This window comes from Catenuloplanes sp. NPDC051500 (assembly GCF_044454585.1).
In the GTDB taxonomy this organism is placed as follows: domain Bacteria; phylum Actinomycetota; class Actinomycetes; order Mycobacteriales; family Micromonosporaceae; genus Catenuloplanes.
In genome coordinates this window covers 215,518-235,516 of the sequence record NZ_JBITDX010000013.1, presented here as the reverse complement: position 1 = coordinate 235,516, position 19,999 = coordinate 215,518, and the positions used below count along the sequence as shown (strand labels likewise).

The 19,999-nt window shown below is 73.2% G+C and carries 17 protein-coding genes; 13 read left to right on the top strand and 4 right to left on the bottom strand.

The annotated features are described in order from the left end of the window. Nucleotides 1-134: 134 nt before the first annotated feature. Genes ACIA8K_RS25840 through ACIA8K_RS25825 form a run of 4 tightly spaced genes read left to right on the top strand, consistent with a single transcriptional unit; the run spans nt 135 to nt 2,676 of the window. A complete protein-coding gene (locus ACIA8K_RS25840; protein WP_396063531.1) occupies nt 135-389 on the top strand; it encodes a YbaB/EbfC family nucleoid-associated protein in 255 nt (84 codons plus the stop codon). Further along, nucleotides 386-1,045 (top strand): hypothetical protein, encoded by a 660-nt coding sequence (locus ACIA8K_RS25835; RefSeq protein ID WP_396063529.1) that lies wholly within the window; start codon nt 386-388, stop codon nt 1,043-1,045. Before ACIA8K_RS25840 ends, ACIA8K_RS25835 begins: the two co-directional genes overlap by 4 nt. A 13-nt stretch (nt 1,046-1,058) precedes the next feature. Further along, complete coding sequence (locus ACIA8K_RS25830; RefSeq protein WP_396063528.1) at nt 1,059-1,337, top strand: hypothetical protein; 279 nt, start codon at nt 1,059-1,061, stop codon at nt 1,335-1,337. 28 nt (nt 1,338-1,365) lie between these two features. Further along, nucleotides 1,366-2,676 (top strand): hypothetical protein, encoded by a 1,311-nt coding sequence (locus ACIA8K_RS25825; protein ID WP_396063527.1) that lies wholly within the window; start codon nt 1,366-1,368, stop codon nt 2,674-2,676. A 261-nt stretch (nt 2,677-2,937) separates the two neighbouring features. Here ACIA8K_RS25825 and ACIA8K_RS25820 read toward each other — a convergent pair whose 3' ends face one another. The 3 genes from ACIA8K_RS25820 to ACIA8K_RS25810 form a co-directional block, all read right to left on the bottom strand. Further along, entirely contained in the window at nt 2,938-4,233 is a 1,296-nt protein-coding gene (locus ACIA8K_RS25820) for a BTAD domain-containing putative transcriptional regulator (RefSeq protein WP_396063525.1), read from the bottom strand. A 185-nt stretch (nt 4,234-4,418) separates the two neighbouring features. Beyond that, entirely contained in the window at nt 4,419-5,549 is a 1,131-nt protein-coding gene (locus tag ACIA8K_RS25815) for a S8 family serine peptidase (protein WP_396063523.1), read from the bottom strand. A gap of 5 nt (nt 5,550-5,554) precedes the next feature. After that, nucleotides 5,555-7,345 carry a S8 family serine peptidase gene (locus tag ACIA8K_RS25810; protein ID WP_396063521.1) on the bottom strand — a complete coding sequence of 597 codons (1,791 nt, stop codon included), beginning with the start codon at nt 7,343-7,345 and terminating at the stop codon, nt 5,555-5,557. A gap of 171 nt (nt 7,346-7,516) precedes the next feature. Here ACIA8K_RS25810 and ACIA8K_RS25805 point away from each other — a divergent pair, with 171 nt between their 5' ends. Beyond that, entirely contained in the window at nt 7,517-8,935 is a 1,419-nt protein-coding gene (locus ACIA8K_RS25805; RefSeq protein WP_396063519.1) for a S8 family serine peptidase, read from the top strand. A gap of 43 nt (nt 8,936-8,978) precedes the next feature. Here the strand turns inward: ACIA8K_RS25805 and eccCa are convergent, their stop codons facing one another. Further along, on the bottom strand, nt 8,979-12,938 hold the full coding sequence (gene eccCa / locus ACIA8K_RS25800) for a type VII secretion protein EccCa (RefSeq protein ID WP_396063517.1): 3,960 nt from the start codon (nt 12,936-12,938) through the stop codon (nt 8,979-8,981). 172 nt (nt 12,939-13,110) lie between these two features. On the opposite strand from eccCa, the gene eccD reads away from it, so the two are divergent. From eccD to ACIA8K_RS25760, 8 genes are read left to right on the top strand one after another with little or no spacing between them, the layout of a single operon-like run. Then, nucleotides 13,111-14,472, top strand: a complete 1,362-nt coding sequence (gene eccD / locus ACIA8K_RS25795; RefSeq protein WP_396063515.1) for a type VII secretion integral membrane protein EccD — start codon at nt 13,111-13,113, stop codon at nt 14,470-14,472. Between the two features lie 3 nt (nt 14,473-14,475). Further along, nucleotides 14,476-15,876, top strand: coding sequence for a type VII secretion protein EccB (gene eccB, locus ACIA8K_RS25790; RefSeq protein WP_396063513.1), 1,401 nt, complete (start codon nt 14,476-14,478; stop codon nt 15,874-15,876). Nucleotides 15,877-15,929: 53 nt separating this feature from the next. Next, on the top strand, nt 15,930-16,253 hold the full coding sequence (locus ACIA8K_RS25785) for a WXG100 family type VII secretion target (RefSeq protein WP_396063511.1): 324 nt from the start codon (nt 15,930-15,932) through the stop codon (nt 16,251-16,253). A gap of 53 nt (nt 16,254-16,306) precedes the next feature. Then, complete coding sequence (locus ACIA8K_RS25780) at nt 16,307-16,603, top strand: WXG100 family type VII secretion target (RefSeq protein ID WP_396063509.1); 297 nt, start codon at nt 16,307-16,309, stop codon at nt 16,601-16,603. Nucleotides 16,604-16,660: 57 nt separating this feature from the next. After that, nucleotides 16,661-17,050, top strand: a complete 390-nt coding sequence (locus ACIA8K_RS25775; protein WP_396063507.1) for a hypothetical protein — start codon at nt 16,661-16,663, stop codon at nt 17,048-17,050. A gap of 10 nt (nt 17,051-17,060) precedes the next feature. Next, a complete protein-coding gene (locus ACIA8K_RS25770; protein WP_396063505.1) occupies nt 17,061-19,211 on the top strand; it encodes a hypothetical protein in 2,151 nt (716 codons plus the stop codon). A gap of 20 nt (nt 19,212-19,231) precedes the next feature. Then, complete coding sequence (locus tag ACIA8K_RS25765) at nt 19,232-19,657, top strand: YbaB/EbfC family nucleoid-associated protein (RefSeq protein WP_396063503.1); 426 nt, start codon at nt 19,232-19,234, stop codon at nt 19,655-19,657. Continuing rightward, on the top strand, nt 19,657-19,992 hold the full coding sequence (locus ACIA8K_RS25760) for a hypothetical protein (RefSeq protein WP_396063501.1): 336 nt from the start codon (nt 19,657-19,659) through the stop codon (nt 19,990-19,992). The genes ACIA8K_RS25765 and ACIA8K_RS25760 overlap by 1 nt, the downstream gene beginning before the upstream one ends. The last annotated feature ends 7 nt before the right edge of the window (nt 19,993-19,999 follow it).

Genomic DNA, 19,999 nt, shown 5'->3' with positions numbered 1-19,999 from the left:
CAGCCCACGCAGAATCGGCGACATCGTCGCCGCCGCACTCCACCTGACCCACTTCGAATACAAACACCTACCCGAATCTTGCTGAGATCACCTCACTACACTGCCGCAGAACGCGAACGATTCGGGGAGGGCGTATGGCCGAGCGACTCAAGGACGTGTACGACCGGATGAGAGTGACCACGAAATCGCCTGACCGCACCGTCACCGTGATCATGACGGGAAACGGGAAGGTGAGTGTGGAACTCGATCCGCAGGTGCGGCGGCTGCACACCGCGCAGAGCCTGCAGAAGCAGCTGAACGCGGTCGCCCGGGTCGCGGTCACCGCGTTCCGGCAGGCACACACGCAGGCCCAGTCGCGGGTGCTCGACCAGACGCCGGACACGCCGTGAGACGTACCGTGGCGGCCCTCGTGCTCCTGGCGGTGTGCGCGGCCGGCGGATGCGACGGTGGCGGACCTGACCCGGCGATCACCGGCGTCCCGTCCTCGCCGGACGTCGTCGCACCGGAACCCGCCGGGACGACCACGCTCCAGGTCGCCCCGCCGCTCTCGGACTGCCCGGCCCTCGCCGCGCTCGTTCCCGCCTCGGTCTCACAGGGTATGGGCGTGGACGGCACCGTGCCGCCGCCCCCGGCCGGAGACGACGCCTACCTGGTCGGCTGTGCGCTTGTGGGACCGTCCGCCACCGAGCCGGGACTCCGCATCGGCATCCAGATCAACATCATCAGGCCCCGCGTCGACCCGTACGAGTCGCAGCCGCTCGCCACCTGGCTGACGAGTAAGCCCGCGCAGCTCGCCAAGGGCACCGAGTGCTTCGACGCGCAGGCCTGGGCCGGCGCGCCGAACGGCAGCCGGTGCGCCCGCGACTTCGACGACCCGCCGCAGCGCACGGTCGCGGTGGCCGGCGCGGACCGGGGCACGGCCGTGCACGTGCAGGCGACCGCGTTCCAGCTGGACAAGGCGAAACCGGTCGCGGCCGGGGCGGCGCACGCCGCGAGCGACCGGGCAGCCGAGGAGACCTACGCGGCGATCGCCGCCACGCTCTAGGAGGCCGAGGAACATGTCCACAGACGACACCGAGCGGCCGCTGGCGCTGATGACCGCGGCCCAGCGGCACCGATACGAGCTGGACCGGGCCCCGATCCACGCGGAGTCGCCGCGGCGCTTCGTCACGGTCGACCGGGACGCCCGCGGCGAGGTGACGGTCCGGCTCCGGCCGGACAGCCTGCAGCGGCTGACCGAGAAGCAGCTCACCGAGGAGATCACGGCGGCGTTCCAGGCCGCGCTGGACGAGTACGACCGCACGAGCCGACGCCTGCTGACGGAGCTCGTCGGCTGACCGACCACGACGTGATGGGAAGAGCCTCATGGGGGAATATCCGGGACTCAGCGTCGAGCTGGAGCAGTTGGTCCAGCACGCCGAGAACCGTTACGAGGACGCGGCGATCTGCTCCGCGATCCGGCAGTACATCATCCAGGTCGGCGAGATACCGAACTACGTCTGGGGCACGATGCCGTGGGTCGGGCGGTGGCAGGCCGACTGGCGCACCGGCCGCGGCTTCCGGGTGACGGAGGCGGCCGCCGCCCGCGACGGGATCGCCCGGATCGCTTCCGGCCTGCATCAGGTCGCCGTCGACTACCACGGCTGCGACATCGCGATCGCCACCGACTTCGCCGGCAAGATGGACGCGTCAAGCGCCGCTCTCCGGCCGTACCTGAACGCGTTGCAGCAGGCCCCGCCGAACGTGGCACGACCCGGCGGCGACGTGGTGCCGCCCACCTACTACTCCGGCCCGGCGGTCACGCCCGCCTACGACCTGAACACGCCGGAGGGGCAGCGGCTCGACCGGGTCGGCAGGTCCGGCGGGCTGAACACACCGGAGTTCAAGAACCCGGGCACGGTCACCCAGCGCGAGCGTGACCGGGAGTACTACGGCGACACGCCCGGGTTCCAGGAGCTGTGGAAGTTCATGAACGAGCACTACGAGGTGCTCACCCAGGCGGAGAACATGGTCGACGAGTACGGTCCCGGGCTCGCCAAGTACCCGTCGCGCGACTTCATCGACGAGGCGAAGGGCGCCTGGCCCCGGGTGATCAAGGAACGTGCCGACCTGATCAGCGTGGCCGCGCAGAACTACCGCGAGATGCGCGAGGAGTACCGGCAGGAGGTCACCAACCTGCGGCAGTCCTGGTCCAGCCCGACCGGATCGGGGGCGTACTACACGGCCGCGGTCGGCGTGATCAACTATCTGGACCAGCTCGACAAGCAGGCGCAGTGGCTCTCCGACGAGGGCAAGAAGGCAGGCGACCTGGTGGACAACCTGATGCTCGCCTACGCCCGCGCCGGGTACGAGCGGATCGGCATCATCATCAAGCATGTGCAGGATCTGCTCGCCGAGGCGGACGCGTTCAGCCCGGACCTGGACAAGCCGCTGAAGGCGCTCACCGACATCCTCACCGCGCTCGCCAACGTCATGCTGATCTCGTGGAACGCCAGCAACGAGGCCGCGAAGAGCCTGCTCAATCTGGCCCAGACCGCGGCGACGAACGCGCCCGACTCCGGCTCGGCCGGCCACGGCGCGGTGCCGTTCCCGAACCCGGAGGGCGGCGACTCCTGGCGCGAGACTCAGTGGAAGCCGGAGCCGGCCTCCGCGGCCCCGATCATCCCGGCCAGCTGATCGATGCCGTGGCCGGCCGGTCCGGCCACGGCATCCACCGCGCGTGGTGTGGGGTTTTCTCCGGCCACGGCGGGACCGGCTCCGATGCGAAGCGGCAAGCGGAGCGCCAGCGGAGTCTTGGCGCGCAGCGAGGTTTGCCCGCGGGAGCAACGCTGCCGGACCACGCGGGAAGCGGGAAAGCAAGATCTTGATCTTGATGATTGTCTGGCCACCTCCGTCAGGCGGGGCAGGTCTGCCGACTCGGCAGTGGTTGCCGGGCACTCAGTGCGGCGGAGCGGGAAGCGCCCGGAGCGCCTCCTGCCAGTACGTCATGCCGCCGATGTGGTCGCCGAGCTGGGCGGTGCACCAGGCCAGCACGTTGAGCGCGATCACCTGGTTGCCCGGCTCGCCGTGCTCCCGGTAGTAGGCGAGCGACGCCTCCGCCAGCTCGGTCGCGGCGCGGTCCCGGCCCTGGTTGACGCGCAGGATGGCCAGATCGGTCAGGACGTCCGCGGCTCCGCCCTCGTCCTCGTGGAGGCGGCACAGGTCCAGCGCGGCGTCGAAGTGCCGCTCCGCGTCCGGGTAGTCCTGGTAGCGCTTGTGCAGCAGACCCAGGCCGTGATGCAGGTGCTGCCGGCCGCGTGTGTCGCCGGACGCCTCGGCGACCGCGAGTTCGCTCTGGTGCAGGCAGATCGCGTCGGCCCATTGGCCGTGGCGGTCCAGGAAGCCGCCGATCGCGCAGGTGAGCTGCCAGCGGCGGGAGGCCGGCCCGGCGGCGCGGGCGGCGTCGAGCGCGGCGATCAGGTTCGGGTACTCCACCTCGAACCACCGGTAGGCGGCGGAGTAGCCGGATCCCCGGGACACGATCGTGCCGGGCAGTGGCTCCGGCAGCACGACCCGCGCGAGGCGGGGCGTGAAGATGCGCGCCATGGCGTACGCGGAGTGCAGATAGTGGTCGACAGGGTCCGCCGGCGCGGCCCGGCCACGCCCCACCGAGTAGGTGCGGAGCAGGTCGTGCAGCGGGGCCGGCGCCTCCACGACGGCCGCGGGCGCGCCGGCCGCGACCTCGTACTCCAGGCAGTCCTGCGCCGTGGTCAGGCGCATCTCCTCAAGCCAGTCCGCGTGGTCGCGCACCGGGCCGTCCAGGTCGCTGAGGAGCGGGCCGCGCCAGAGCGCCAGCCCGTCCCGGAACACCCGCGCGGCCTCGGCGGTACGGCCTTCGGCGGCCAGCTGGCGGCCCGTGTCCACGGCGGCGCGGAACCGGGCCACGTCGATCCGCTCGTCCGCGACGCACAGACGGTAGCCGCCGTGCTCGGTGCGCAGCTCGCCCCAGGAGGGCGTGCGGCCCAGCGTGCGGCGCAGCACGGAGACGGCCATGTGCAGCTGGCGTTGCGCGGTCGCGGGCGGTGAGTCGCCCCAGACCGCTGCGGCAAGCGCGTGGGCGGCCACCGTGTGATTGCTGCGCAGCAGGAGGGCGGCAAGCACCAGCCGCTGACGTTTCCCGGCGAGACGAACGATTTCTCGGCCGGCGAGCACCTCGAAGGGTCCGAGCAGGCGAAAATCGATCCCCGTAGGCATGGCTCGAATCCTAGTATTGATCATGGTCTTTGCTGAGGTTTCTCGAACACCTGATGAACGGCGGTCCGGGCCGGCCGCACCGGTGCAGGCCGCGCCTGACTGTAGAACGCGGCGGTCCGGGTGTTGACCGGTCTCGCACAGGCCCGGCGTGCCCGGCCGGCGGCGGTGGGCAGGCCGGACTCGTCTCAGGCGTCGCGCAGGCGGCGGCGGGTCAGCACGACGGCGAAAGCGGCGCCGGTGACCGCAAGCGCGCCGAGGCCGACGAGCGCTGCCGGGATCGCGTCGGACCTGGTCACCGGCGAACGGGGGATCTCGGGCGGGGCGCCGGCGCCGGGTCGGGGCGGGGGTGCGGCGGGCACCACGCCGGCCACGGCCGCATACGCGTCGAGCTGGGCTGCGGGCTGCTGCGCGGTGGCGATGAGCCGGTCACGGACCTCGGCCTGGGACAGGCCGGGGTGATACGCCCGGACCAGCGCGGCGGCGCCGGCCACGTAGGCGGCGGCGACACCTGCCCCGGCGACCGTGTAATGGCCGGTTCCGCGTGGGGCGATGCTCCAGGCACCCGCGCCGGGACCGGTCAGGTCCGTCCCGGCCTCGTCGGGAACCGCGCCGGGCGCGCCGTCCAGGCCGAACGCGTTGACCGCGAGCACGGTGCCGAACGCGGCCGGGTACCAGATCGGCGGGTCGGGGGCGGCCGCGGTCGGCGCAGTGCCGTTGACGGCGGCGACGATCAGGATGTCCCGGTCCGCGGCCGCCTCGACCGCGTCGTGAAGCGCCTGATCGGGCACGGCCACGCCGGCGGCGAGCAGGATGACGTCCACGTTCGCGCTTGTCGCGGCCTTGACGCCGGCGGTGAGCGTGGCCGGGGTCAGCTTGTCCTTCGAGTCGGTGATCCGGACCGGCAGGATCGTCGCGTCCGGGGCGGTGCCGATCACGCCGGCGCCGCTCTGCGGCCGGGCCGCGACGATGCCGGCCAGCGCGGTACCCCGGCCGCGGCAGTCGGTGTCGGCGCTGCCGCCGGTGACCACGTCGGTCCCGGGCCGGACCGCGCCGGCCAGCGCGGGCGCGGCGGCGCTGACACCTGTGTCGAGCACCGCGACCGTGATGCCGTCGCCCCTGGTCAGCGGCCAGATGGATGGCGCTGCGAGCGTGCCGGACGCCCACGGTGTGGCGGTGGAGGTGACCGGGGACGGGCCGGTGCAGGTGTCCGTGGCGGTGGGCAGCGCGGGCGGGGCGTCGTCGGCCCGGGCCGGGACCGGGGTGAGCAGCACGGTGAGCAGGACGGCGACGACCGGGGCGCTGCGGCGGACGGGCACCGGGTTCAGCCCCCGGCGCCGGGACGGGCGGCCGCGCCGGGGGCCTCCGGCGCGGCGCGATCCTCCGGTGCCGAGTCCGGGGCCGGGACGGAGCCCACCTCGACCGGCTCGCCGGGCTCCACCGACGGATCAAGATCAAGATCAAAGGCCAGGTGCTCCGGGGGTACGGTGAGGGCGAACGTGGCACCGGGATCCGGGTACACCCCGGGCGTGACCGAGGCGAAGGTCGCGTCCGGATCGTGCGCTGCGGCGAGAGCGTCCGGGTCGTGCGCCGTGGTGAGGGCGCCCGGATCGTGTGCTGCGGCGAGAGCGTCCGGATCGTGCGCCGCGGTGAGCGGGTCCGGGTCGTGCGCCGTGGTGAGGGCGTCCGGATCGTGCGCCGCACCGCGCGCGTCCGTGCCGTCGTCCTCGAAGCCCGCGTCGTTCCCGGAGTCGTCGAGGCCGGCCGGCGTCTGGCGGAGCCGCCAGGTCAGCAGCCCGGTCGCGGCCAGCACGATCGTGATCATCACGCCGATCACCGCGTTGCGGAACGGCGCCAGCTCATCGCTCGACGGCGAGCTGGTGACCGGCGTGTTCTCCTCCGCGAGCGTGACCTTGACCGCCGCCCGCGGGTTGATCATGCCGTAGCCGTGCGCCTCCGTCGGCGCCGCCTGCGCGCCCGGGCTGGCCGTACTGCCGATCCGGTGCGTGACCTGCGCCGCGGTCAGGTTCGGCAGCGCGGACCGGACAAGCGCGGCGGTGCCTGCCACGTAGGCGACCGCGTACTGCGTGCCGCTTCCGGCCCGCGGGCCGCTGCTGTCGATGCCGAGCGTGGGCACGTCGATGCCAGGGGCGATCACGTCGACGCCACCGGGCACGTAGTCGGCTGCGGGCTGCTCGTCCGGCCCGACACCGCCGACGCGGAGCAGGCCCGGGCGCGTCCGCGGGGGAGTGGGCGCCTCGGTCGCGCCGTGCAGCGCGGCAGCGGGCGCGACCACCACCACGCCGCGCGCGATGGCGTCGTCGACCGCGGCCGAGACGCGCGGATCGGCGGTGTCCACGTAGGAGCCGAGTGCGATCACGCCGGCGCCGGCGGACACGGCCACCTGCACGCCTGCGGCGACGTGCTCCTGGTCGGCTTTCGGCTCCTTGCCGACCACCCGGACCGGCAGGATCATCGCCTCGGGCGCGATGCCCGCGACCGTGCTGGCCCCGTCCGCGCGGGCGGCGATGACCGAGGCCATGCCGGTGCCGGAGCCGAGGCAGTCGGTGTCGCCCCGTGCGGTGCCGTCGGTGACGTCCGCGCCGAGCGCGACCCGCCCGGACAGCTGTGCCACCTCACCATCCACACCGGAGTCGACCACCGCGACCAGCACCCCGCCGCCCTTGCTGCGGTCCCACGCCTCGTCGGCGGCGAGCCGGCGGTCGGCCCAGCCCGGGTCGCCGCCGCCGCTTGAGACGGCCGCCGTGCAGTTTTCGTCGCGCGGGCCGGGCGTGACAGTGCCCGGCGCGGGCGCGCCGGGCGTGCCGGGCAGCAGGCCGTACCTGACGCCGTCGCCGTACGCGTCCCAGGGCAGCACGACCACCCAGCCGGCGGTCAGCGGCTGCGCCCCGCCGGTGATCAGACCGCCGTCCACCTGGGCCCGGCCCGCGTTGAGGTGCAGCAGGTCGTCCGCGCGCTCCGGGTCGGACAACAGCCGGCCGGCGAGGTCCGCGAGCGTCACGGGCGCGGTCACCTCGATGTATTTCACGTACCGGCTCTCGGCCGCGGCGGCGGCAGGTCCCACCGGAAGGACCATGGCGCACATCACGGTCATGACGCCGAGCGTCCTCCACCAGGCCCGCACCGGGTCCCCTCTCGCCTCGGACGCCCGGTCGCGGGCGCCTTCCGTTCCGACAACGGTGGCACCCGGCGGGCAGTTCAATGGAAACGGCCGTCAGTGAGCGCGATATCCTCGCCAGCAATCACCCATGACGCGGAGGTCACCGTGTTCCGCTCGTTTCCGCAGACGGGACGCGCCCATCGCCCCGTCGCGGTCCTGCTCGCCGCGTTCATCCTCGCCGGACTCGCTCCCGTTCCCGCCCGCGCGGTCCCGTCCGGCGGGTTCGTGAAGTACACGGTGGTCGCCGCGCGCGACGGCCGGGTGGAGTACCTGTGGGAGATCGCGATCGAGGTGCTCAAGGACGAGCGGCGTTACCGGGACCTCGCGGCGCTGAACGAGGGGCGGGCGCAGGCCGACGGTGGCGTGCTCGCCGATCCTGCCGCGCTGCACGAGGGCTGGCTGTTGCTGCTGCCCTGGGACGCGTACGGCGACCGGGTCACCTACGGCGCGCTCCCGGACCCCGGCGTCCGGCCGGCGCCGGCGCAGACCCCGCAGTCCGCCGTACCGGAGGCCGCACCCCCACCGGCCGGCTGCGGCACCCCGGCCCGGCAGCCCGGCGACGGCATCCCCTGGGCCCAGCTGCGCCTGACACCGGAGGCGGCCTGGCAGCGCGGCAAGGGCGCGGACGCGTTCGTCGCCGTGCTCGACTCCGGTGTGGACGGCACCGTACCGGCGCTTGCCGGCCGGGTCCTGGCCGGGGCGGACACCACTGGTGGCAGCCGGCTGCCCGGCGCGCGCGGCGACACGGACTGCACCGGACACGGCACCGCGGTCGCCGGCATCGTGGCGGCCGCGTCCCGGGACGCCAGCAAGTTCGTCGGGATCGCGCCGGAGGCGACGGTCCTGCCGATCCGTGTCGGGCTGACCGGCGCGGCCGCGGACCCCGCCTCGGTGGTCGCCGGCCTTGAGGTGGCAGTGGAAGCGGGCGTCGCGGTGGCGATGATCGGCGCGGCCGTCGACGTGACCGATCCGCGGATCGCGGACGCGCTTACCGCCGCGGTCGCCGCGGACGTGGTCGTGGTGCTGCCCGCACCGGCCGAGGGCAGCCGCACGCCGAAGCGGACGCCGGACGGCGTGCTGAGCGTCGGCGCGGTCGGCCCGGACGAACGGCTCGCCGAGCGGTACGCGACGGACACCGTCGACGTGGTCGCGCCTGGCGTCTCCGTGCGGGCGCTCGGCCGGGGCGGCGACGGCGAGGTGGAGGGCAGCGGCACCGGTTACGCGGTCCCGTTCGTGGCCGGCGCGGTCGCGCTGCTGCGGTCCAGCGAGCCGCAGCTGTCCGCGCCGGAGTCGGCCGCGCGTATTCAGGCCACCGCGGAGAGCGGCGGCGGCCTGTCGGCAAGCGGCGCCCCCCGCGACCCGCGCTACGGCTACGGGATGATCAACCTGGCCGCGGCGGTGAACGCGGATCCGCGCATGCCCGGCACGCTCGAGACGGGCGGCGGCGGCAGCATGGTGCTCGGCGTGCTGGCACTGCTCGCCCTGGCCGGCCTCGCGATCGGGGTGCTGCGGCGCTTCAGGTGACAGGCCACGGCTCCGGCGCTGAGGAGACCCGAAGCGGCTCCGCTCAGCCGACACGGGACGGCTCCGCGGTGAACGGTGTCTGCACGATCCGGTGCCCGCGCCGGGTCAGGATCATGGCCCGGCCCGGCGGCAGGTTCCGGGCCTTGATGCCGCCGAGCAACGGCCCCTCGGACGGCGGGCAGGACATCGCCACGTCCGGGCTGTTCGTCTCCTGAAGGCGGCGCAGCAGCGGGTCCATCGACATGCGCATCAGGCCGGCCGTGCCGCGCGCGACGACCACGTGGAAGCCGATGTCCGCGCCGTGCGGCAGGTACGGCAGCAGCGGCAGCAGCGGGTTCTCGTTGCCGGCCAGCAGCTCGAAGTCGTCGACGAGCACGAACAGGCGCGGCCCGGTCCACCAGTCGCGGCGGCGCAGCTGCTCCGGCGAGACCTCCTTGCCCGGCACCCGGCCGCGTAGCCCGGCGACCGCGTCCGCCACCGTCTCCTTCGTGGAGTCGGCCGAGACGGAGTAGCCAAGCCGGTACTCGGGCGGGACCGCGTCGAACAGCTGCCGCCGGTAGTCGACGAACATAATCCGTGCCTCGGACGGGCCGAACCGGCCGACGACCGACCGGGCGATGTGCCGCAACAGGTTGGTCTTGCCGGCCTGCGCGTCGCCGAGCGCGGTCAGGTGCGGCAGCTCGTCGAAGTCGTGCCAGTACGGAAGCATCTGCGCCTCGTCCAGGCCGAGCGGCACCCGCAGGTCGCCCTCGGCGCCCGGCAGCTCCGCGGCGGGCAGCACCGCGGGCAGCGTACGGACCGGCGGCGCGGACTCGCCAGGCCAGAACTCGCCCACCATGGCGGACAGCCCGCGCGCGCCGTCCGCGATCGTGTCCGGGTCGCCGTGCCCGTCGATGCGCGGCAACGCGGCCAGGAAGTGCAGCTTCTCCGGGGTGAGCCCGTGACCGGGCTTCTTCGGCACGGTCGCGGCGAGCCGCAGGTCGATCGCGGAGTCGACCGCGTCGCCGAGCCGCAGCTCCAGCTTGGTGCCGATCTGGTCGCGCATGCCGTGGTGGATCTCCGACCAGCGGGCCGCGCTGACCAGCAGGTGCACGCCGAACGTCAGGCCACGCGCGACGATCTGCCGCAGCGCGGGCTCCAGCGCCTCGAACTCCTGGCGCAGCGTGAACCAGCCGTCGACGACAAGGAACACGTCACCGTACGGATCGTCGGCCCGCCCGTCCGCGCGCATCTGCCGGTAGGTCTCCATGCTGTCGACGCCCTGCTCCGCGAACCGCCGTTCGCGTGCCGTGATCAGGCCGGTGATCTCCGCGATCGTCCGGCTGATCCGGTCGGTGTCCAGGCGCCCGGCGATGCTGCCGACGTGCGGCAGGCCGGCGATCGTGGTCAGCGTGCCGCCGCCGAAGTCCAGGCAGTAGAACTGCACCTCGGCCGGGCTGTGGGTGAGTGCCAGCGCGCTGATGATCGTGCGGACCAGTGTGGACTTGCCGCTGCGCGCGCCACCTGCCACGCCGATGTGACCGCCGGCGCCGGTCAGGTCGACCGTGAGCAGGTCGCGGAGCTGCTCGAACGGCTTGTCGATGAACCCGAGCGGCACGGTCAGCCGCCCGGCGCCCGGCCAGTCCGGCGCGGTCAGGCCGAAGTCGGGGTCCGGGGCGAGCGCGCCGAGCAGCGCGTCGAGCGTGGGCGACGCGGCCAGCGGCGGCAGCCACACCTGGTGGGCGGGCGGGCCGGCGCCGTCGAGCTGGTCGGTGATCACGGTCATCACGCTGCGCCGCGCGGCGGGCTCCTTCTCGGCCACGTCGGGGACGGGCACCGGGTCGGCGGACCGGACCGCCACGTGCTCAAGCACGTACGGCACGACCTGGCGGCGGACGAGCTCCTGCTCCACCCGGGAGGCCCGTGCCCGGTACTCGCCAGACACGTAGGCGGCCTTGAACCGGACCAGCGTCGACACGTCCATCCGCAGGTAGCCGTTGCCGGGCGACGGCGGCAGCTCGTACGCATCAGGCACGCCGATCACCGACCGGGACTCCATCGCGGAGAACGTGCGCAGCCCGATCCGGTACGACAGGTGCGACTCCAGCTGCCCGATCCGGCCGTCGTCGACCCGCTGGCTGGCCAGCAGCAGGTGCACCGCGAGTGACCGGCCGAGCCGCCCGATCATGACGAACAGCTCGATGAAGTCCCGGTGCGCGGCGAGCAGCTCGGAGAACTCGTCGACCACCACGAACAGCGTCGGCAGCGGGTCCAGGTGCGCGCCCTCGGCCCGCGCCCGCTCGTAGTCGAGGACCGAGCTGTATCCGCCCGCGGTGCGCAGCAGCTCCTGCCGCCGGACCAGCTCGCCGTGCAGCGCGTCCCGCATGCGGTTCACCAGCTGGGCCTCGTCCGCGAGGTTGGTGATCACCGCGGAGGTGTGCGGCAGCCGGTCCAGGCCGAGGAACGTGGCGCCGCCCTTGAAGTCGACGAGCACGAAGTTGAGCGTCTCGGACGAGTGGGTGATCGCCAGCGCGAGGACGAGCGTGCGCAGCAGCTCACTCTTGCCGGAGCCGGTCGCGCCGATCAGCAGGCCGTGCGGTCCCATGCCGCCGAGCGCGGACTCCTTGATGTCCAGGTCGATCGGCGCGCCGTTCGCGTCCACCCCGATCGGCACCCGCAGGCGCTCCGCGGCGGGCCGGGGCGCCCAGTGCGCGCCGAGATCCAGGTGTTCCAGGTCGGGGATGTTGAGCAGTCCGCCGAGGTTGAAGTCGGCCTTCATCGGCTCCTGGGCGATCTCGGTGGCCAGACCCAGCCGGTAGGGGGACAGCAGCCGGGCCAGCGCCTGCGCCCGGCCCGGTGTCAGCACGTCCGGGACGGCCAGGTGGGTGCGCGTCTCCTGGCCGGTCCGGTCCAGCCGGACCATGGTGAGCGCGTCGCCGATCTCCAGGTTGAGCACGCCGGGACGGGCGGCGGGCGCGGCCGCGTCCAGGTCGATCAGCAGCACGTTGCGGTAGCCGTCGCCGATGAGCCGGCTGCCGGCCGGGATCCGCCCGCCGTCGCGGACCACCACGACGTAGGGCTCGTCACGGCTCGCGGTCGCACCCTGCTCGTACCGGGGCCGGGCCGCGAACGCCTCGCCGAGCAGCCGTTCCAGCGCGTCGGCGCCGTCCGCGGCGAGCCGGGCCGGGCCGGCCGCGTCCTGGTCGGCGGCGTGCTGCGCGTGCGGCAGCCACTTCGCCCACTCCCAGGAGGGCCGGTGCTCGTCCGCGACGCAGAGCGCGAGCTGCACCTCCTCCGGCGCGTGGAGCGTGACCAGCTGGGCCACGATCGCGGTGACAAGCGCGCGTTTCGCCGTCAGGTCGGCGCCGAGCATCCGGATCTCGGCGAAACCGGGCAGGAACAGCGCGACCGGCTGGTCCGGCAGCACGCTGTAGGCCTTGATGAACCGGCGCAGCGCCACCGCGGAGACCGGCTCCAGGTCCTCGATCGGCCGGGTCTGCATCGGCGCGATCCGCACCGCCAGCCGCTGGTCGCCGGTGCCGGTGCGCACCTCAAGGAAGTCCGGATGGGTGGGCCGCCGCTCCCAGCGCCGGGTGGTCATCGCGACAGTCCACAACGACCGCGGGTCGGGGTGCCGCCAGAGGCTGGAGTCGCGCTGGCGCACCGCGTACCGCCTGACGCGTTTGCGGTTCTGCGACAGATATCGCAGGTAGTCGCGCCGGTCGCCGCCCAGCCGCTTCTTGCGGTCGCCGCCTGCGAACATGGCCTGGCCGACCATCATGCCGCCCATCGCGACCGCCATCATGCCGGCCATCACCCAGGTCGTCGCACCCCGCGTCGGCCCGAGGAACATCAGCATCATCACGCCGGACATCAGCGCCATCGGCAGGAACATCAGCGCATGCCGCGCGCCGTTGGCCTGGATCTCCGGCAGCTCCGGCGGCTCCTGGAGCCCGAGCTCGCCGGTGGGCATCTCCGGCCCGGCACGCCGCGCGGGCCGCCTGAACAACACGGTGGACAACATCGCCTCCCGATGGCTTGGTCGCCGCCTACAACGGCCGGAAGTGCCTTCCGGGTCGAGATCAATTTCCCGGGGGTACGCCGGAAAGTTTTTTCGGATTCGGATCGAACTACCCCGCGCCCTCACCGTTGTGGGGCGTATGACTGCTGCCGCGACGGGCGAGATGTGCCGATTGGTGGTGTGTGGACCGGATCGTCAGATCGAGGTCGCCGTCCCCGCCCACGTGCTCGTCGCCGACCTCCTACCGGCCTTGCTGCACCACCTCGGCGATGGGCTCGCCGACAAGGGCCTCGACCACGGCGGCTGGATCCTGCAACGGCTCGGCGCGCCGCCGCTTGACGAGGAGCTGACAGTCACCGCGCACGGCCTGCACGACGGTGACGTCGTCCACCTGCGCCCACGCGCCGCCCAGCTGCCCGAGGTGGACTTCGACGACCTCATCGACGGGATGGCCGCCGGCGTGCGGGACCGCGCCGGCCGCTGGCGCCCGGAGATGAGCCGGTGGACGATCTGGGCGCTCACCGCGCTGCTGCTCGCCCTCGGGCCGGTCGCGGCCGGGCTCCCCGGCCCGGCCGCGGCCCGCGCGCTTCTCGCGTTCGTGCTCGCGGCCGGCGCGCTCACCGGTGCGTTCGCGATCGTCCGGGCGGCACACGAGGCGGTCTTCGGCGTGCTCGTCGCGATCGCCGGCGTGGCGAACGCGGTCACCGGCGGCCTCGCGCTGCTCGCCGTCGACGGCGCCGCGCTCACCCCCGGCGCGCTCACCGGCGCGCAGGTCTTCGCCGGGTCCGCCGCCGGGCTCTCGGTCGCGCTTGTCACGGCCGGTCTGCTCCGCACCGCCACCCCGCTGTTCACCGGCCTCGCCGTCGTGCTGCTGCTGGCGCTGGTCGGCGGGTCCGCGTCCGCGTTCGGCGGGCTGGACGGCGTCGCCGCGGCAGGTGTCGTCGCGATCGCGGCCACGATGCTGCTGCCGATGGTGCCGATGCTCGCGTTCCGGCTGGCCGGGATGCGCCTCACGCCGATCCCGACGAAACCCGAGCATCTGCAGGAGGAGATCGAGCCGATCCCGGCCGCGCCGCTGCTCAACCGCGCCACGATCACCGACCGGTTCATGACCGGGCTCTACGCCGGCCTGGGGGCCGCGCTCACCGTCGCCGCGCTGCTGCTGTCCACTGCGGACGGCTGGCCGGCCGGCACGCTGCTGTGCCTGCTCGCGACGGTCTGGCTGCTCTCCGCCCGGCCGATGACGAGCGCCTTCCACCGGGCCGGGCTCGCCGTCCCCGCCGCCGCCGGGCTGGCCGGCGCGGCCGTGCATGCGCTCGCGGACGTCTCACCGTTGATCCGCCTCGCGGCCGCCGGGCTGCTGGCCCCGGCCGTGCCCGCGCTGCTCGCCGCGTCCCGGGCGCTTCCCGAGCGGCGGCTGATGCCCTGGTGGGGCCGGGCCGGTGACATCGTGCAGACGCTCGCCACGGTCGCGCTCTTCCCGGTGCTGCTGGCGCTGCTCGGCGTCTACGGCTTCTTCCGGGCGATCGGGGGCTGACCGGTGCAGAGCCGTCGTGACCAGGCACAGGCCCAGTCCTACCTGACCGGGCGTCTCGCCTCCGCGCTCGTCGCCGCCGAGCCGGACGCGCTCGAGACGCCGCACCGCCGCACGATGACCGGCCTGCTCACCGGCGTGCTTGTCGCGGCGCTCGTGGTCGGTGGGTTCACCCTCTACGGATTCCTGGTGCCGGGCGGGAGCACCCGCTGGCGTACCCCCGGAACGCTCGTGGTCGAGAAGGAGACCGGCAGCCGGTATCTGCTCGTCGACGGGCGGCTCCGGCCGATCCTCAACTACTCGTCCGCGCTGCTGCTGCTCGGCGCGGCACCGTCAGTCGTCCAGGTCTCCGCGAAGTCGTTGCGCGGCGTCCCGCACGGGCAGCCGCTCGGCATCGTCGGCGCGCCGGACACGCTCCCGGCCGGCGGATTCGACGGCACCAGGTGGAGCGTCTGCGCGACCGGCGCCCGCGACCTGGCCGGCGCCGCGCTGACCGCCACCACGCTCGCGGTCGGCCACGGTCCCGCAGGCGAGGCCGGTGTCGCGCTCGGCGACGGGCAGGCGATCGTGGCCCGGGTCGCCGGCGACACGGTCCGGCACCTGGTCTGGGCCGGGCGGCGGTTCCGGATGACGGAGACCTGGACCCCGGCGGTGCTCGGCTACGAGGCCGAACCTGTCGCGGTCTCCGCCGCCTGGCTGGACCTGCTCCCGGCCGGCCCGGACCTCGGGCCGATCGACGTCCCCGGCCGGGGCGAGCCAGGGCCCCGCGTCGACGGCCGTGTCACCCGGATCGGTCAGCTCTTCGCGGTGAGCGCCGCCGGGGCCGAGGACCGCTACTACCTGCTGCGCCGCGAAGGACTGGCCCGTCTCACCGCCACCGGGTACGCGCTGCTGCTCGGCGACCCGGCCACCGCCGCCGCGTACACCGGCGCGCCGGTCACCGCCCTGCCGCTCAGCCCGGCCGCGCTCACCCCGACGGCGCTCACCGACGCCGCGGTGCTCCCGGACGGCCTGCCGTCCGCACCCCCGCCCGCCGTCACCGGGCCGAACTGGTGCGTGGTCGCCGTGCCCGGGGCCGCACCCGCCGTCGAGGTGCAGCCGCCGCTCGGCGCGGGCGACGTCGTGCGGCCCGGCCTCGGCACCACCCGCAACGACCACACCGCGGACGCGGTCGCGATCGGCCCGGGCCTCGGCGGCCTGGCCCGTGGCGGCCGGGCCGGCGCGGAGCCGTCCGGCACGTACTACCTGGTCACGGACGCGGGGGTGAAGTATCCGATCGCGAACGCGGAAGCCGTCAAGACGCTCGGGTACGACCCGCAGAACCCGTCCGTGCTCGACCCGGCCCTGCTCGGCCTGCTGCCGACCGGGCCCGCCCTGGACCCGGCGACGGCCCGGGGCAACGCCTGACCACGCCCGGCCTCGACCCGGGCATCGCCCGACAACGCACGAATGGAGTGATCATGAGTCAGTTCGGCAAGTCGTCCGACGACGCGACCACCAAGGCCCTCATCGACCAGATGACGAACACGGACGCCGCCTGCGACGCGGGCCGCGCCTCCGTGGACGCCACCACGGCCGCGCTCGGCTCCAACTGGAGCGGCGGTGCGGCCTCCATCTTCGTCCAGTCCGTCGAGGAGTGGAAGAACGGGCTGCGGACCGTGCAGCAGGCCATCAAGGATCTCGGCGACGCGATGGGCCAGAAGCAGCGCGTCAACGAAATGGTGGAGAGCGACAACTCCGCACAGGCCCAGTGGTCGGCCGAGACGCCCGCCTCCTGGACCTGATCCGCCCACCACCCGCCCACCCGTAACAGCAGCTCAGAGAGGAGAGCGCGGCGATGGCCGACTATGCGCTCAACCCGAACGGTCTGACCGACAGCTCCACCGAGTTCCGGGGCGTCACGAACAGCATCATCAACGCGATCCAGGATTTGGACGCGGCAGCGAAGACGTACGCGGAGATGAACCAGGGCGAGGCGCTCGGCGCCTACAACGCCGCACACGCGAAGTTCACGGCGGGCATCGCGCAGATGAACGCGGCACTTGAGAAGGGCGCGTCAAACCTCGACGCGATCCGGGACACCTACGAGCTCGGCGACAGGCAGGGTGCCGCGCTTTTCGGCGGCCACATCTAGCGACGACCGGGGCCGGTGGGCGAACGCCCACCGGCCCATGCCTGGAGGGAGGCTGTCATGCCCAAGATCGTTATCGATGAGGCGTTCATCCACGAGGTGATGACCGCGCTGGACACGCTGTCCGGCTCGATCGTCCCGCTCAACACCGGCACGGGCAACGCCGTCTACCAGCGGCTGGAAGACCCCGAGGTGTGGCCCGGCGCGGACACGTTCGACCCGGGGAAGGACCTGCGCGCGGCGATCAAGACGTCCGGCAAGGGCATCCACGACCGGCTGAAAGCCTCCGGGAATCTGATGGACGGCCTCTACGCGGGGCTGACCCGGTTCCTCCTGGACGCCGACGAGGTCGAGTCGCTGAACTCGGTCACCTCCGCGGAGCTCCTGGGCTACATCTCCCTCGGCGGTCCGCCGGCATCGACGACGCCGCCGCCGGCCACCCCCGCCTAGGAGACACGCGGTGCCGTCACCGACAGACAACTTTCAGAGCTGGACCTGGGAACAGGGTCTGGTGAACCTGCTCAACGCGGGCAAGGACTCCAACGAGAAGCTCGCCGACCGCAACGCGGTGGCCGGGCCCAACGTGAAATGGCTGGAGTGGATATCGTCCAACACCGTTCATTCGGAGTCCAGGGAGCCGAGTGTCCACGTCGGGGACGGCGAGATCGTCTTCTGGATGCCGACCGGCTCGTACACGAACATCTCCGGCATGTACCCGGGTGACCCGGGCCATCACTACGTCGAGTACATGGTCTACAAGGCACGCTCGATGTGGACCGCGCCAAGGGACGGCGGCACGATCTCCGACTCGTTCTGGGTGTACCTGACCGCCGGGGACAAGTCGACCCAGGACGTCTCCGGGGACAACAACGCGGTCTTCTACCCGAAGAGCGCCGAGGACGCGGCAGTGCTGTTCGAGAACGTGAACGCCTGGCTGAAGAGCACGACCACAACGCTCAAGGGCCTGATCGACCGGATCGACGACGAGTCCTCTGGATTCGGCGGCTCGGCGTCACAGGCTTTCATGATCGCGTTGCAGAACGTGCACCGCCGGATGCAGCAGCTCTACGACGACGTCGCGCTTCCGGGCCGTACCGAGTGGGACGACCGGGTGCGGGGCAAGGCCGCGGACATGCGCACCTGGATCTCGACGATCAACACCGCGTGGAGCAAGTTCAAGGAGCAGAGCGGGTATTCGGAGAGCCCGTACCACCCGTACCGGCTGATCCGGAACGTGGACGAGGCGGCCCGCGCTGCCGCCAAGAACCGCACGGCGAACGCGGTGACGGTCACGAACCTGCAGGGCACGTTCGACCTGACCACCGCGGGGGGCTGGGAGGCGGCAAGCAACGCGGCGAAGAACGCCTGGCTGGGCCAGCTGACCACGATCCTTGACGCGGCCATGCGAACCGCGACCCGCGACCTTGCACTGAGCTTTCGGGACACGACCGACTACGTCACCGACTTCAACGATCCGGTCGACCGGCAGATGCCACCGCCCGGACCGAACAATCCGAATAACCCGAACAACCCGAACGACCCCAACATCCCGAACGTCGGCGGCGGCGATGGTGGTGGCGGCGGTGGCGGTGGCAGCGACCTGAACCTCGGCGGCGGTGGGAACGACGGCGGCACCGGCGGTGGTGGCAGCGATCTCAACCTCGGCGGCGGGGGCAGCGGTGGCGGCACCGGCGGTGGCGGCAGCGATCTGAACCTCGGCGGTGGTGGCAGCGGAAACGTCGAGTTCGGCCAGGGTGCCGCCGGTTCGGGTGGCGGCGGAAGCGGCCTCGACCTCGGCGGTGGCGGCAGCGGGGGGATCGGTGGCGGCGGTACAAGTATCGGCGGCATCGGCGGTGGCGGAAGCGGCCTCAATCTCGGCGGGGGCGGCGGGGGCGGCGGTGGCACCAGCGGCGGCTCGTCCGGTCTGGGCGGCGGCGGAAGCGGTCTCGGCGGTCTCGGCGGCATCGGCGGTGGAACCGGCCTCGGCTCGATCGGGTCCGGGTCGTCCTCGAGCGGCAGCGGCCGGCCCGGCGGTGTGACCGGCATCGGCCCGGACGACGACGGCAAGGGCGGCGGTACGGCCACCTCACAGTTCCCGACCGGCGTGGACATCAGCGGCGTCGGCGGTGGCTCATCCGGCCTCGGCGGCACCGGCATCGGATCGCTGAGCGGCACGCCTGCCGGGCTGGCCGCGGCGACCGGCGGTGGTGCGTCCGGGCTCGCCGGCGGCGACGGCAGCGGGACCACAGGCCTCAGCGGTGGCGCGGGATCGTCCGGCGGCACCGGTGGGCTGACCGGCATCGGCTCCGGCGCGGCCGTCGGCGGTGCCGGAGCGGCGGGCGCGGCAGGCGCCTCCGGGGGGACCGGCTATCCGCCACCCATGGGCGGCATGGGCGGGATGGGCGGGCAGCAGAACCAGGAGAAGGAACGCGAACGCAAGACCTGGCTCGAGGAGGACGACGAGGTCTGGGGCACCGACCCGGACGTCGGGCCCGCGGTGATCGGCCGCGTCGACCTGCCCGAACCGGAGACCACCCAGCCCGGCCGTCCGGGGCAGTCCCGCGGCCCGGCGTTCCCGCAGGGCCCGGCGCGCACCCGCGCCCGCGGCTGAGACGCAGAGGAGAGCACACCATGTCGAGTCCGTTGCACAACCAGGTCGAGCAGGCGTACGCGGAGTTGGAGAAGAAGCGGGCTGCCCTGTCCGAGGTGCAGGGGAGCCTGGCCGGCGCGAGCAGCACCGTCCAGTCCCGCAACCGGGCCGTCGCGGTCACCATGAGCAGCCGGGGCGTGGTCACCGAGATCAAGTTCCCGACCGGCGCGCACCGCACGATGGCCTCGGCCGAGTTGGGCGCGCTGCTCGTCGAGACGATCGAGGCGGCGCGTGAGGAGGCGATGCGGCGCACGATGTCCGCGTTCGAGGGGCTGCTGCCGTCCGGGCTGCCTACCGCCGACCTGCTGATGGGCGACGGCACCGACGCCGGCCTGGACCTCGAGGCGCTGGTCTCGGAGGCGCTGCGGGCGTCCGGCGGCGGAGCTCCCGGGACGGGGGCTCGCTGATGGCCGGCCGGATCTCGGCGGACACCGACCGGTTGCGGCGGGACTCGTTCGGCGCCTACGTGCACTTCACGACGAACAACCACGACACGTTCGTGGACGTCTGCGAGGAGAACGGGAACGTGCTGCCGTACAGCCGGGTGTCCGATGTGGACGAGGCGGTGCAGCAGTTGCCGACCACCGCGCGTACGGCCGAGATCCTGCGGATCATCTACGAGCTGCCGACGCTGGATCAGGACAAGCTGCTGCTGGCCGCGCGCACCTTCGAGGCCGTCGAGGACGAGAACGAGCGGGCCGCGAACTTCGCGGACCCGTCCGGCGCGAACACCCGGCACTGAGAGGCTG

What these genes read in the sequence shown, in the direction of transcription:
- ACIA8K_RS25820 (WP_396063525.1), bottom strand. Translation starts at nt 4,233, where the DNA reads ATGCCTACGGGGATCGATTTTCGCCTGCTCGGACCCTTCGAGGTGCTC.
- ACIA8K_RS25830 (WP_396063528.1), top strand. Translation starts at nt 1,059, where the DNA reads ATGTCCACAGACGACACCGAGCGGCCGCTGGCGCTGATGACCGCGGCC.
- ACIA8K_RS25785 (WP_396063511.1), top strand. Translation starts at nt 15,930, where the DNA reads ATGAGTCAGTTCGGCAAGTCGTCCGACGACGCGACCACCAAGGCCCTC.
- eccCa (WP_396063517.1), bottom strand. Translation starts at nt 12,938, where the DNA reads ATGTTGTCCACCGTGTTGTTCAGGCGGCCCGCGCGGCGTGCCGGGCCG.
- ACIA8K_RS25760 (WP_396063501.1), top strand. Translation starts at nt 19,657, where the DNA reads ATGGCCGGCCGGATCTCGGCGGACACCGACCGGTTGCGGCGGGACTCG.
- ACIA8K_RS25765 (WP_396063503.1), top strand. Translation starts at nt 19,232, where the DNA reads ATGTCGAGTCCGTTGCACAACCAGGTCGAGCAGGCGTACGCGGAGTTG.
- ACIA8K_RS25840 (WP_396063531.1), top strand. Translation starts at nt 135, where the DNA reads ATGGCCGAGCGACTCAAGGACGTGTACGACCGGATGAGAGTGACCACG.
- ACIA8K_RS25810 (WP_396063521.1), bottom strand. Translation starts at nt 7,345, where the DNA reads ATGACCGTGATGTGCGCCATGGTCCTTCCGGTGGGACCTGCCGCCGCC.
- ACIA8K_RS25775 (WP_396063507.1), top strand. Translation starts at nt 16,661, where the DNA reads ATGCCCAAGATCGTTATCGATGAGGCGTTCATCCACGAGGTGATGACC.
- ACIA8K_RS25825 (WP_396063527.1), top strand. Translation starts at nt 1,366, where the DNA reads ATGGGGGAATATCCGGGACTCAGCGTCGAGCTGGAGCAGTTGGTCCAG.
- ACIA8K_RS25780 (WP_396063509.1), top strand. Translation starts at nt 16,307, where the DNA reads ATGGCCGACTATGCGCTCAACCCGAACGGTCTGACCGACAGCTCCACC.